This is a genomic window from Paenibacillus sp. B-A-8, from assembly GCF_048572915.1.
Classification (GTDB): domain Bacteria; phylum Bacillota; class Bacilli; order Paenibacillales; family Paenibacillaceae; genus Paenibacillus_AQ.
In genome coordinates, this window is sequence record NZ_CP183882.1 from 3,088,034 (window position 1) to 3,101,260 (window position 13,227).

The 13,227-nt window shown below is 45.1% G+C and carries 10 protein-coding genes; 9 read left to right on the forward strand and 1 reads right to left on the reverse strand.

Annotated elements, in window-relative coordinates; genetic code table 11:
- Positions 1 to 23 precede the first annotated feature (23 nt).
- The 6 genes from fabG (at position 24) to ftsY (ending at position 8,385) form a co-directional block, all read left to right on the forward strand.
- A complete protein-coding gene (gene fabG / locus ACN6MV_RS13470; protein ID WP_042127217.1) occupies positions 24 to 773 on the forward strand; it encodes a 3-oxoacyl-[acyl-carrier-protein] reductase in 750 nt (249 codons plus the stop codon).
- 225 nt (positions 774 to 998) lie between these two features.
- On the forward strand, positions 999 to 1,232 hold the full coding sequence (locus ACN6MV_RS13475; protein ID WP_036686493.1) for an acyl carrier protein: 234 nt from the start codon (positions 999 to 1,001) through the stop codon (positions 1,230 to 1,232).
- A 221-nt stretch (positions 1,233 to 1,453) separates the two neighbouring features.
- Entirely contained in the window at positions 1,454 to 2,692 is a 1,239-nt protein-coding gene (fabF, locus tag ACN6MV_RS13480) for a beta-ketoacyl-ACP synthase II (protein WP_076118275.1), read from the forward strand.
- A 12-nt stretch (positions 2,693 to 2,704) separates the two neighbouring features.
- A complete protein-coding gene (gene rnc / locus ACN6MV_RS13485; RefSeq protein WP_042127220.1) occupies positions 2,705 to 3,409 on the forward strand; it encodes a ribonuclease III in 705 nt (234 codons plus the stop codon).
- 294 nt (positions 3,410 to 3,703) lie between these two features.
- Positions 3,704 to 7,273 carry a chromosome segregation protein SMC gene (gene smc, locus ACN6MV_RS13490; protein WP_042127222.1) on the forward strand — a complete coding sequence of 1,190 codons (3,570 nt, stop codon included), beginning with the start codon at positions 3,704 to 3,706 and terminating at the stop codon, positions 7,271 to 7,273.
- 104 nt (positions 7,274 to 7,377) lie between these two features.
- Positions 7,378 to 8,385 (forward strand): signal recognition particle-docking protein FtsY, encoded by a 1,008-nt coding sequence (gene ftsY, locus ACN6MV_RS13495; protein WP_042127224.1) that lies wholly within the window; start codon positions 7,378 to 7,380, stop codon positions 8,383 to 8,385.
- A 121-nt stretch (positions 8,386 to 8,506) separates the two neighbouring features.
- On the opposite strand, the gene ACN6MV_RS13500 is transcribed toward ftsY, so the two are convergent.
- Positions 8,507 to 9,394: a DUF1835 domain-containing protein gene (locus ACN6MV_RS13500; RefSeq protein WP_419886525.1), complete on the reverse strand. Its 888-nt coding sequence runs from the start codon at positions 9,392 to 9,394 to the stop codon at positions 8,507 to 8,509.
- A gap of 353 nt (positions 9,395 to 9,747) precedes the next feature.
- On the opposite strand from ACN6MV_RS13500, the gene ACN6MV_RS13505 reads away from it, so the two are divergent.
- From ACN6MV_RS13505 to ACN6MV_RS13515, 3 genes are all read left to right on the forward strand, one after another.
- Positions 9,748 to 11,211 (forward strand): circularly permuted type 2 ATP-grasp protein, encoded by a 1,464-nt coding sequence (locus ACN6MV_RS13505; protein WP_042127226.1) that lies wholly within the window; start codon positions 9,748 to 9,750, stop codon positions 11,209 to 11,211.
- 72 nt (positions 11,212 to 11,283) lie between these two features.
- On the forward strand, positions 11,284 to 12,237 hold the full coding sequence (locus tag ACN6MV_RS13510) for an alpha-E domain-containing protein (protein WP_042127228.1): 954 nt from the start codon (positions 11,284 to 11,286) through the stop codon (positions 12,235 to 12,237).
- Positions 12,234 to 13,100 carry a transglutaminase family protein gene (locus ACN6MV_RS13515; RefSeq protein ID WP_419886526.1) on the forward strand — a complete coding sequence of 289 codons (867 nt, stop codon included), beginning with the start codon at positions 12,234 to 12,236 and terminating at the stop codon, positions 13,098 to 13,100. The genes ACN6MV_RS13510 and ACN6MV_RS13515 overlap by 4 nt, the downstream gene beginning before the upstream one ends.
- Positions 13,101 to 13,227: the final 127 nt, after the last annotated feature.

A 13,227-nucleotide genomic window follows, 5' to 3' on the forward strand; every position in this document is an offset into this window, starting at 1 on the left:
CATGATTGAAAGGGGATTAAACTATGTTCTCAGCATTGCGGGGCCAGACAGCCCTTGTAACTGGCGGTTCACGTGGTATTGGTCGCAGCATCGCACTTGCTCTTGCAGAACACGGCGTAAAGGTTGCCGTGAACTATGCAGGGAGTGAAGCTGCGGCACACGAGACTGTGGCTCGTATTGCCGAGCTTGGCTCGGAGGGGATTGCGCTCCGTGGAGATGTCGGCAATAGTGAACAGGCCGAGAGCCTTGTGAAAGAGGTTCTTAATACCTGGGGACGTATTGACATTGTTGTCAATAATGCCGGCATTACTAGGGATAACTTGATTATGCGCATGAAAGAGGAAGAGTTCGATCAAGTGATTGAGACGAATCTGAAAGGTGTGTTTAACTGTCTTAAGGCAGCTACACGTCCGATGATGAAACAGCGCTACGGTCGAATCATTAATATTTCCTCGGTTGTGGGTGTAACAGGTAACCCTGGTCAGGCTAATTACTCTGCAGCAAAGGCCGGTGTCATCGGTCTAACCAAAGCTGCCGCTCGTGAGCTCTCTTCACGGGGCATCACTGTTAACTGTATCGCTCCTGGGTTTATTGATACAGATATGACGCGTGAGCTCTCTGATGAGGTTCGCAGTGAGCTAGAGAAGGGCATTCCACTAGCTCGCCTTGGGCGTCCGGAAGAGATAGCTATGGCAGTTGTTTTCCTGGCTTCTGAAGGCGCCGCTTATATGACCGGCCAGACACTACACGTGGATGGCGGGATGTATATGTAACTCTCCGTCAAAAATATAAGAAAGTATAAGTTTCACACTATACTTTATCCTTATATATCTCGCATAAACACTTACAGTTCTTATTAGGACACCGATGAATGTTTATGCTTGGGAGAAATTACACTGTTTTAAAGATGAAATGTGAGGGATCAGGAAAGCGTTTTTTGCGGTCTATGGTATTTTGACCTCATATCTCGTATAATACCAAAAGAGGAGGTGAACCGGATGTCCGATGTATTAGAGCGTGTAAAACGCATTGTCATCGACCGCTTAGGTGCCGATGAAGCTGAGGTAACATTAGAAGCGTCTTTCAAAGATGATTTAGGTGCTGATTCTCTTGATGTAGTAGAATTGGTTATGGAATTGGAAGATGAATTCGACATGGAAATCTCTGATGAAGATGCAGAGACCATTACGACCGTGGGTGAAGTTGTGAAGTACATACAATCTCATACCTAGAGTCATATGATTGAGAGTCCCGTTCCTACTTGGGCGGGACTTCTCCTCATTTATACAGTATTAAAATGTATTAAGGGTTGCCATGTGCAGCTTTATAGGGATTATAACAGAGCCGCAGAAGCGTTAATGAATGCGGTGACCGCTGTTCATATAGTAGTAATAATTCGCAGTATATAAGTTCTGAATATAATGTATACAGCCTATAGATGGGGTGATTGTGTTTGAGTCATAGAGTGGTTGTAACCGGGATGGGCGTAATTACGTCACTGGGGAAAGACTTGGAGACGTTCTGGGATAATCTGATGAGCGGTAAATCAGGTGTATCGATGGTTGAAGCCTTTGATGTCAGTGAATATACTACGCAAATTGCTTCGTCAGTTAAAGACTTTGATCCTGAGGCGCTTTTTGGCCGCAAGGAAGCCCGCAAAATGGACCGTTTTGTACAATTTGCAGTGGCTGCCGGTGAAGATGCGTTGAGAGATAGCGGACTTAAGATCGGTGAAGATATCGATGCTGAACGGATCGGTGTATCTGTAGGTTCGGGTATCGGAGGTCTTGGTACTTGGGAAGACAATCATAATCTGTTGCTTGAAAAAGGGCCGAAACGGGTAAGCCCGTTCTTTATCCCGATGATGATCGCTAACATGGGTTCTGGACAGCTGTCCATCAACCTCGGTGCAAAGGGACCAAATACGACTACAGTGACAGCCTGTGCTACAGGAAGTCATTCCATTGGGGAATCATTCCGTCTGATTCAACGTGGAGACGCAGATGCTATGATCTGCGGTGGTTCGGAAGCGACCATTCGTCCAACAGGAATGGCAGGTTTCTGTGCAATGAGAGCGATGTCCACTCGTAATGACGAGCCTGAGAAGGCTAGCCGGCCATTTGATGTAGATCGCGATGGCTTTGTTATGGGCGAGGGCGCTGGAATCTTGATTCTGGAATCCCTTGAACATGCTGAGAAGCGTGGAGCGAAGATTTATGCTGAGGTTATCGGCTATGGTCTGAGCGCTGATGCTCACCATATGACTGAACCAGATCCAGACGGTGCAGCTCGCTGCATGAAGATGGCAATCCGAGATGCTGGTATCTCTCCTGAAGATATTGATTACATCAATGCACATGGTACTTCAACGCCTGTAGGAGATAGATCAGAAACGGCTGCTGTTAAAAAAGCATTGGGTGAACATGCCTATAAAGTAGCTATTAGTTCGACGAAATCCATGACGGGTCATCTTTTAGGTGCAGCCGGTGGTGTGGAAGCTATTATCTGTGGTCTTTCTTTGCAAAAAGGAATGATTGCGCCAACCATTAATTTGGACAATCCAGACCCAGAATGTGATCTGGATTATGTGCCGAATGTGCCACGTAAAGCAGATCTGGATATCGTAATGTCGAATTCCTTTGGATTTGGTGGACATAACGCAACAGTTATTCTAAAAAAATATAATCAGTAAGGGGACAGCGCGGTGAAAGGAGAACTGAAGCAGTTACAACAGCAACTTCAAATCCAATTTCACGATTCTGTGCTTCTGAAGCAGGCCTTTACCCATGCATCCTATGTGAATGAACACCGTTTCAATCAGCATCAGGACAATGAGCGTCTCGAATTTCTAGGGGATGCTGTACTGGAGCTGACGGTTTCTGAATATTTGTACAATCTGTTGCCAGATCGACCTGAAGGGGAACTGACTAAGCTGCGTGCCGCTATTGTATGCGAGCCTTCGCTGGTTAAGTTCGCTGAGAGTTTAGGTTTTGGCCGATATGTACTATTGGGAAAAGGGGAAGAACTTACGGGCGGACGTACTCGCCCGGCCCTGCTGGCTGATGTGTTCGAATCCTTCGTGGGAGCGCTTTATCTTGACCAAGGACTGGAAACCGTAAGGTCTTTTCTTGATAATCACGTATTTCCACTTGTGGAGACGGATGGGAAACTGCAAATGCAGATGACCGATTACAAGACGGAACTGCAAGAGCTAATTCAGCAGCACAATATGGGTACGTTGGAATATCGGATCATTGAAGAACGGGGACCTGCGCATGAGCGTGAATTCGTCTCTGAAGTGTTAATGACTAACCGTTCACTTGGTAAAGGGAGCGGCCGCTCCAAGAAGGAAGCAGAACAGCAGGCTGCAGCAGCTGCACTGTTGCATCTGAAAGAAGATGGTGCTTGAATTTTGCATCATGTGGACAAGCGGAGGAGAGCAGCAAAGGTCTGAATACCGGCGTTTAGGCGGAGCTCAGACCGTTGCTGCTCTTTTTCGAAAGAATAGTCCAAGCTTCATATTAAATATAAGATGGAATGATTTTCACACTATACTTATGTCTTGTATTTCTCGTTTTATTCGGAGCTCCCACAAAGTACATGCGTACGCATCGAAGCAAAGCACCACTTTGCGGGGATGTTTTGGGAGCTATTTTAGGCTAATAAACGCTATGGTATAATGGGTCAGAGGTGATAGGCAAGTATGTTTTTGAAACGGATAGAATTAGCTGGTTTTAAATCATTTGCCGACAAAACAGAAATGGAATTTGTGCGCGGTATAACGGCCGTAGTGGGTCCGAACGGAAGCGGCAAGAGCAACATTTCTGACGGCATACGCTGGGTACTCGGCGAACAGAGTGCTAAATCACTGCGTGGCGGCAAGATGGAAGATATTATTTTTGCCGGTAGTGACGCGCGTAAAGCTGTGAATTATGGTGAAGTATCACTAACGCTCGATAATGAGGATCACACGCTGCCATTGGATTTCAGCGAAGTTACAGTGACTCGGCGTGTTCACCGTAGCGGTGAGAGTGAATATTTAATTAATAAGCAATCCTGTAGACTGAAGGATATCACAGAGCTGTTCATGGATACCGGTATCGGACGTGAGGCTTATTCGATTATCGGACAGGGTCGGATTGAGGAGATTCTGAGTACTCGTTCCGAAGATCGGCGAGGCATCTTTGAAGAGGCATCGGGTATTGTAAAATATAAATCGCGCAAAAAAGATGCAAGCCGTAAGCTCGACGACACGGAGCAAAACTTGCTTCGTATCCACGATTTGATTAGTGAGCTTGAGGATCAGATTGGTCCCCTTAAGGATCAATCGGAGAAGGCCATTCGCTTTAAAGAGCTTCGGGAACAACTGAAGCATCAGGAAATTTCAGTCTATGTTCATCAGATTGAAGGAATTCATACAGCTTGGCAGGAAGGTAACGCTAAGCTAGAAACGTTAAAGGATGAGCAACTGGAGCTATCTACAGTTGTCTCCGCTCATGATGCTAAGCTGGAAAGCGGACGTGCTGAACTACGTGCGTTAGAAGAACAGATCGAGAAGCAGCAAGAGCAATTACTCCGTTATAGTGAAGCTTATGAGAAAAGCGAAGGTTATGGGGAAGTACTGAAAGAGCGCAAACGTAATCTAGAGAGTAACCGTGAACAGTTAATGCTCACATTAGGATCTGTAGGTGAGCGATCTGCGGATCGTCAACGTGAGCTTGGGGATTTAGAAGCTAAGCTCGAAGCATCCCGGCTTAAGCTTGTTGAGCTTCGGAAACAGATCGAAGATGAAGAGGCAAGACTCGAAGGTGTCGCTGACGGGATTAGTCAGAGCCAGGAGGAGAAGCTGAAAAGTGCTCTCCTAGAGTTAATGAACCTTATGGCGAATGCACGTAACGAAATTCGTTACGCGGATCAACAAAAGGAGAACCTGGAGCGTCGTATGAGCCGCAGTGAAGAAGAAAGCGGCAAATGGACAGCACGGCATGAAGAGTTGTCTGCTAGCCAAAAAGGGCTAAAAGACAAGATAGCCCAGCTTGGCAAAGAATTAAGCAATCTTCGTGGTGCTTATATTACGGAAAGTGAACAACTTAGTAAACGTCAGAAGCTGATTGAAGAGACGCAGTCAGGCCTGCGGAAGTGGGAACAGAAGCGGGAAGCGCAAGTCTCCCGTCATGAGACCATGAAAGAAATGCAAGATGATTTTGACGGCTTTATGCTTGGAGTTAAAGAAGTACTTAAAGGGGCTCGTAAAGGACAGCTAAATGGGGTGCATGGTGCAGTTGCTGAACTCATTTCCGTCCCAGAGAAGCTGGAAATGGCTGTCGAGACTGCATTGGGTGCATCGCTTCAACATGTGGTCATGGATAATGAGAGCGTATCGCGTCAAGCGATATCTTTTCTGAAGCAACGTCAACTGGGACGAGCTACTTTCCTTCCTCTCGATGTTATTCGACCACGTCAAATTTCCGGCAGTGACCGTGGAATGGTGGAAGACGCTGAAGGTTTTGTTGGAATTGGTTCCGAACTTGTTGGATACGATGATAAGTATGCTAGTATTGTTGGCAGTTTGCTAGGTAATGTAGTTATTGCTGAGAGCCTGGAGCAGGCAAACCGCATCGCCGCTAGATGCCAATATCGTTATCGCGTGGTTACGCTGGAGGGCGATGTAGTAAATGCCGGAGGCTCCATGACCGGTGGTAGCCAGCATAAGAAGAACAATAGCTTGCTTAGTCGTAAACGCCAGCTGGATCAGCTGAGCAGTGAGATCGAAGAGAGCGAACGTCAGATTGTTAAACTGAAACAAGGCATTGCCAGACTTCGTGAAGAGCAAGAGAACGCTAGTGTGAAGCTAGAGGACCTGCGCCGTGATGGTGATGAGAAAAGACTAGAGGAGCAACGTGTTTCCGGCGATTTGAAGCAGCTTGAACAGGAGCTTCGACATGTGATGGAACAAGTGGAGAGCACAGGTGCGGAACGTAGTGGCTTTGAAAGTGAGGTCCGCACGCTTGAAGAGACTCGGAAGCAAGCCTCTGCTGAGCTTGAACGTCTTGAGAAAGAAGAAAAGGAAGCTCATGAGGGTATCCGTAATGCCGAATCGGCACGTAAAGCGAATGAATCAGCTAAGGAAGAGTTGCAAGGTAAGCTGACCAGTATGAAGGTTTCAGAAGGGAAGCTCGATCAGGAGATCTTCTCCTTGGAGGAACAATTACGCCGTCTCAGACAAGATGTGGGTTCACAGGATAAAGAGCTGCGCCAGAATCGAAATCTGTTACATACGATCGAGCAGGATTTGGCTAGTAATGCTTTAGAAACCGTGAAACAGAAAGAAGATTTGAATAGTTATCGTCTGAAGAAGGAAGAGACAGCCGGTACTTTGGATTTAGCCCGGGCGGAACGCTCAGCGTTGACCCGTAAGCTGGAACTAGAGGAGGGTAAGACGAAGGATCAACGTCAGGCACTTAAAGTCGTGGAGGACAAGCTGCGTTCTACCGAAGTTTCTGTGGGTCGCCTCGATGTTGAACTTGATAATATTCTTCGTAAGCTGAGTGATGACTACGAATTAAGCTATGAACTAGCGAAACAGCGTTATCCTGTGCCCGAAGATGTGCCAGCCGCACAAGCGGATGTACAGCGTCTGAAACGCAGTATTTCTGCACTGGGAGAAGTCAACTTAGGTGCGATCGAAGAATATCAGCGTGTTCATGAGCGTTATACTTTCCTCAGTGGACAAAAAGATGACCTAGTTGAAGCTAAGACTACCCTGTATCAAGTCATCCGTGAGATGGAAGATGAAATGTCGAAACGGTTCAAACAGACCTTTGATGCGATCCGTAAACAATTCGGTACGGTATTCTCGAAGCTGTTCGGGGGTGGACGAGCTGATCTCATGCTGCTAGATCCAGAGCATATGCTTGAAACAGGTATAGATATCGTAGCCCAGCCACCAGGTAAAAAACTTCAAAACCTTCAGCTGCTGTCCGGCGGGGAACGCGCCTTAACTGCGATGGCCCTCTTGTTTGCCATCCTGCAAGTGAAGCCGGTTCCGTTCTGCGTACTGGATGAGGTAGAGGCTGCGTTAGATGAAGCGAATGTCGTACGTTTTGCTCAGTATTTACGTGAGTTCTCGGAACAAACGCAATTTATCGTCGTTACACACCGCAAAGGTACCATGGAAGAGGCGGATGTGCTCTACGGAGTGACGATGGAAGAAGGCGGAGTATCCAAGCTCGTCTCTGTACGTTTAGAGGATGAGGAAGCAGAGATCGCTTAACGGCTTGCTGAATAATGAGTTTTTTAAGTATCAGCTTTCGAAGCGAGTTTTGTACGAAGTTAAATCAATGAAGTGTCGCTCACAAAACTTTTAGGAGGAAACAAATGAGCTTTTTCAGGAAGTTAAAAGAAAGCATTTCCGGCAAAACGGAAAGTGTAACCAAACAATTCCGCGACGGATTAGAGAAAACCCGTAAAGGTTTTGTGGAGAAGGTAGCAGATCTTATTATCCGCCGTAAAAAAATTGACGAAGAGTTCTACGAAGAACTGGAAGAAATCTTGATCGGTGCGGACGTAGGCGTTAATACAGTAATGACACTTGTCGAGGATCTGCGCGCCGAAGTGAAGCAAAAGCGAATTGAAGATGCCGCTGAGCTGCAACCTATTTTGTCCCGTAAGCTCATGGAATTGCTGCGCGGCGATGACGATAACAGCCTGAAGGAAAATCCGGATGGCATTACAGTTATCTTGTTCGTTGGGGTAAATGGAGTAGGCAAAACGACCACGATCGGTAAGCTTGCGCATCGTTACAAACAAGAGGGTAAAAAGGTTCTTTTGGCAGCTGGGGATACGTTCCGTGCCGGAGCGATTGAACAGCTTGAAGTTTGGGGTCAACGTGCTGGCGTAGACGTAATTAAGCAACAAGCAGGCTCTGACCCAGCCGCTGTTATGTTCGATGCTGTTCAAGCGGCTAAGCAGCGGAATGTTGATATCTTGATTTGTGATACCGCAGGAAGACTTCAGAATAAGAGCAATCTAATGGAAGAGCTCAACAAGATTTTCCGCGTTATTCAAAGAGAAATTCCGAGTGCACCGCATGAAGTATTGATGGTGCTAGATGCGACCACAGGTCAAAATGCTCTTACGCAAGCCAAGCTATTCGGTGAGAAGAGTGGCGTTACTGGATTAGTATTGACAAAGCTTGACGGAACGGCTAAGGGCGGAATCGTTGTAGCGATCCGTCAGGAAATGAATTTACCGGTGAAGCTCGTAGGGCTCGGAGAAAAAATGGAAGATTTGCAGCCGTTTGATTCTCAGCAGTTCGTACATGCTCTTTTTGCCGGATTAATTACCGAGGAAGAAGAGATTGAAGAATCGGAAAATCAAGAGTAATTAACTCTGATAACATAATCATTAAGAAGTCATATTTAGAAGGAATGTCCTCGAAGCTATATTTAGTTCATGAGGGCATTCCTTTTTTATAAAAATGCTTATCGGTCATTATGTTGTAACCCTACGGAACTCTTAGTGCGTACAAATGCATGGCGTAGGGTATCCCTTTAAATAACAGCTTTTCCTCACTAATAAGCCTCCAGAAGCGATATTCTATAAATGAGGTACTGATAAATAAATTCCACTGCCCAAAAATTGCACCTACAATAAGTCCTGCATTTACGAAATGATCTCCCTCTTCATTCTTTTGCAGTTGCACAATTAAAGATAGAATGTCTTCGTCATAGTATGTTTCGGGAACATTTGTTAGCTGACCATTAGACCATACTCGAAGCATATCCTCAGTGTTGCTGATTTCTTGCCACTCCAGTTCATACTGTTTTCTCTGCGCGGAGGTAAGGGGCTCTGTATTATCGGTGTTTTTGATAATAGCTTGCACAGCTTCGTTTGGGAGCTGACCCAGGGACTGGGGAGATAAGCCAATGCTAAATGGTTCAACAATCCCGGGAAGTTCCTCATAAGCCTCGATTGGATTTATAACATAAATAGGTTGCTTCCTCTCACTAAGAACAAAAAGTGCAAACCGTAAACCTGTTTGATCATGGGAGTTGTCTCCGCACCAAATCGTGATTTTTTTGTCCTCGGGAATTTCTTTTAAGGTCTGAACCATGGCTCCCAGTTTATGCTGGGGATTGAGATGATAACCTTGATCCGGAAATCGTTCCTGAAACCATAACTCACGGGCATGACACCCTTGATCATTATGTAATTTGCACAGCGGCCCAGCAGAGAACGTCTCATTAAATGAAAGTACTCTTATTAAATGACGATTACCTACACGACTAAGTGCTACCTTCATTGAACCAGCTTCTGAAAGACCAAATAACAGATAAATGTGATTCCGCCTAGCCTCTTCCTGTTCTATTGACATAGTATATTTGTGCTTCATTTTGCTCACACTCCTATCGTTCCAAATTATACCATACACCATGAAATCATATTCCTTCCAACTATATAAAAAAAACAACATATGAAAAATTCATAATAGTAATGCTTGTCACTACTCCTGCATACAATTCAATGAAGAAATACATTTCAGCTCGGGCAACCTATATATGAGAGAAAGGAAGCGATTCCAAAACAAGGAAATATTCAGAGATCACATTTCTCTGTTATATATATTGACATCGGCAATACAATTTACGTATTATGGGAATACAAAACAATATTTTCATGGATATTTTCAGAAATTAAAGTATAGGTTGTTAGTAAAGATAACATTTATCGAAAGGAGTCGGGCTCATGTCCAAATTAGATCCTCTGCCAGGTCTGTCTCCGTATCCGCTGCAACATTTTTTCGATGAAATGTATGCAGATAAGAGAAATGTCCGGCCGCATTACAGACATGTGAATCGCATGTTTTCCGGAATGAGCTCCGAAGAGCTGCAGGGTAAGCAGAATTTGATGCAGCGCAGGATGATGGAGGAAGGAATTACTTTTACGCTATACAATCCGGCTCAGGATCATCCCATGGAGCGTACGATCCCCTTCGATATGATTCCACGCATTATTCCTAAGAATGAATGGGAGAGGCTAGAGGCTGGAATTATTCAGCGTATCACGGCTTTGAATTTGTTCATTCATGATATCTACCATGAGCAGTACATCGTAAAGGATGGAATAGTCCCAAGGCGTATGATCATCTCCAACTGTTATTTCCGGCCAGAAATGGCGGGTCTAAGGGTGCCTGGTGGAGCCTACATCACTACCTCGGGAATCGATCTGATCCGCCATCATGATGGGCAATATTATGTGCTTGAAGATAATCTACGAACGCCTTCAGGTTTTTCATATCTTTTTAAAGGCAGAACCCTGATGAATCAGTTGTTTCCTGAATTGTCCTTTGCCAGCTCCATCCGAGATGTTGATCATAGCTTGAACCGCTTCTTATCCGTTCTACGTAGTTTATCACCCTCACGAAAGTCAGATCCGGTTATAGCCCTACTTACACCTGGGGAATACAATTCTGCTTATTATGAGCATGCTTTTCTTGCACAACAGATGGGCATACATTTGGTTGAAGGACGAGATTTGGTTGCAAAAGATCACAAAATATATCTAAAAGAAATGAACGGACTTCGCCGCGTAGATGTACTATATCGCCGATTGGATGATGATTTTATTGACCCGTTAGCTTTCCAGCCGGATTCGCTTCTCGGAGTGGCGGGTTTGATGAATGCGTATCGGGCTGGAAATGTAGCGATTGCTAATGCACCCGGGACCGGTGTTGCAGATGATAAAGCAATGTATGTCTATGTACCGGATATGATTCGTTATTATCTGAATGAAGAGCCGATTCTTGGGAATGTCCCGACCTATTTGCTAGGAAGACCTGATGAACGTTTATATGTCCTTGAGAACCTATCAGAAATGGTAGTTAAGGAAACTTCTTTATCCGGGGGATATGGGATGTTGATCGGAAGCGAAGCTACCAAAGAAGAATTGGCTGAATTCCGAATGAAGATTATTGCAGACCCGGAACGTTATATTGCACAGCCGATTATGTCTCTATCCAGAGCACCGGTATTGTCAGGGGGGACTATGGCGCCTAGACATATCGACCTTCGGGCTTTTGTGTTAATGGGCGCTGACCGCAAGCCGCATGTTATCCCTGGAGGATTGACACGGGTGGCTATGAAGGAAGGGTCATTGGTCGTAAACTCCTCGCAAGGTGGCGGCGTAAAGGATACTTGGGTCATGGCATGATACTACTTTATAAGCTTGGTTGTTGAATAATAAAATGCAGCATCAATTTGTAGAATAAGGGAGTGGCTGGATATGCTGAATCGAAATGCTGAAGCTTTGTTCTGGATCGGACGGTATATTGAAAGGGCAGAGAATCATGCGCGGCTAATCAATGTTCATTATCATATCCAGCAGGAAGAGGATTTTCATGAAGAAGGTCATAAATGGTCAAGGTTGATCGATGCGTTAGGTGTTCGGGGTGAATATATGCAGCAGTTCGAAACCTTCTCTGAGCAGGATGTGCTATCTTTCATCACACTTGATTTAGGCAATTCTAATTCATTATTCTCTTGTGTACATCATGCTAGAAATAATTTGCGCACTCTTCGTCAGCAGCTTCCAAGTGAATTATGGGATGTTGTCAACAGCTTCAACCTGTGGCTTGGTGAGCGTTCTGTCGCAGATATTATGAGCGGGCCACATCAGTTCTATCAGCAGGTTAAGGAGCGTACAGCCATGTTTCTCGGAGCAGAACAGTCGGTAATGCTTAGAGGGAATGAGTGGCATTTCATTGAGAGCGGACGGTTTCTAGAGCGGGCAGAGAATACAACACGTATCTTGCAGGCGGTCATTGCCGCATGCCGATTTAAGGAGCTTAACGCGGTTTATACTCAGTTGCAGGCGGTGCTTAAATCCGTTAGCGGGTACCAAGCGTTTCGCCGTTATTATGCAGATGCTATGTCTCCGGAGAGCATTTTAGATTTCTTGATTGCGAATCCCAAATTTCCGCGTTCCATTCGTTTTTCTTTTCATCAGCTGGAAGAGCATTTAGCTAAGCTTGAACTAGATTCCTCTGAAAAAGGCTCAGGGCATGAAAAAGTCATTCGTCAAGCAGGTAAGCTCAAAGCTGAGCTGGATTATATGGAAAAAGAAGAAATGTCCGGTGAGCTGGTGGAAGATGTACTTAAGTCGCTGGTGATATCTTGTCAAAAACTTGGCAAAACAATGGAGGGCGCCTTTTTTCGGCGAGAAGGAGTGTCTGTATGAAGATTCAAATCAATCATACCACCACATACAGCTATCCAGATCCGGTTACGGACAGTGTCAATGAAATCAGACTCACTCCGCGCACGAATTACCGCCAATCCTGTTATCACCATGAAGTGGATATTTACCCGCCAGCTAATCTATTAACGTATGAGGATTTCTTCGGAAATCGGGTCCATGCCTATTCGGTCAATAAGCCGCATACGGAAATGGTTATCCATACTAAAGCTACTGTAGTCACGCTGGATAAAGCCCAAGGTGCCGATCTACCACGAACCAGTCTTGAAGAACAAGTTAAATTGTTAAATGATGAGAATTTCCAGAATCGGTATATTGAGTTTATTTTGCCGACTCGTTATACAGAGGTGACGCCTGAATTAGTGGAGTTTGCTTCACAGTATCCTTTTAATGAAACGGAGGATATGTATGAATGGATTCTTAAATTATCGGCGACGATTTATGAACAATTCACCTATGACCCTGAGGCTACAAGCGTAAATACAACGGTAAAAAAGGCACTGAAGCTCAAACGCGGTGTGTGTCAGGATTATGCTCATCTAATGATCGCTGTCTGCCGTAGTGTTGGTCTGCCATCCAGGTATGTAAGTGGATATCATTTTGTCGGTGATCTGCAAGGGAGTAATGCTAATTTTGAGCAAGCCTCACACGCTTGGGTGGAGACTCACATTCCGGGTACTGGTTGGCTTGGATTTGATCCAACCAATAATGTGGAGGTCAATTGGCGTTATATTAAGTTAGGTCACGGACGGGACTACAAAGATATCGTACCTGTAAAAGGTGTGTATCGTGGTGGAGCAGGCACTTTGAGCGTGAAAGTGGATGTGCGGAAGCTGGACAATTAAATGGATCAATTTAGATGAAACTCTCTGTTCAAGCTTTTGAACGGGGAGTTTTTTTGTGAAGATGATTCCAGTGTACATGTATTTGGGTAATCTTGATCCATAGTACATCACTAAGAGATCTTAAGGG

Bases quoted from the DNA above. Each gene is read 5' to 3' on its own strand.
- smc (WP_042127222.1), top strand. From the start codon at position 3,704: ATGTTTTTGAAACGGATAGAATTAGCTGGTTTTAAATCATTTGCCGAC.
- ACN6MV_RS13475 (WP_036686493.1), top strand. From the start codon at position 999: ATGTCCGATGTATTAGAGCGTGTAAAACGCATTGTCATCGACCGCTTA.
- fabG (WP_042127217.1), top strand. From the start codon at position 24: ATGTTCTCAGCATTGCGGGGCCAGACAGCCCTTGTAACTGGCGGTTCA.
- ACN6MV_RS13500 (WP_419886525.1), bottom strand. From the start codon at position 9,394: ATGAAGCACAAATATACTATGTCAATAGAACAGGAAGAGGCTAGGCGG.
- ACN6MV_RS13505 (WP_042127226.1), top strand. From the start codon at position 9,748: ATGTCCAAATTAGATCCTCTGCCAGGTCTGTCTCCGTATCCGCTGCAA.
- ACN6MV_RS13515 (WP_419886526.1), top strand. From the start codon at position 12,234: ATGAAGATTCAAATCAATCATACCACCACATACAGCTATCCAGATCCG.
- ACN6MV_RS13510 (WP_042127228.1), top strand. From the start codon at position 11,284: ATGCTGAATCGAAATGCTGAAGCTTTGTTCTGGATCGGACGGTATATT.
- ftsY (WP_042127224.1), top strand. From the start codon at position 7,378: ATGAGCTTTTTCAGGAAGTTAAAAGAAAGCATTTCCGGCAAAACGGAA.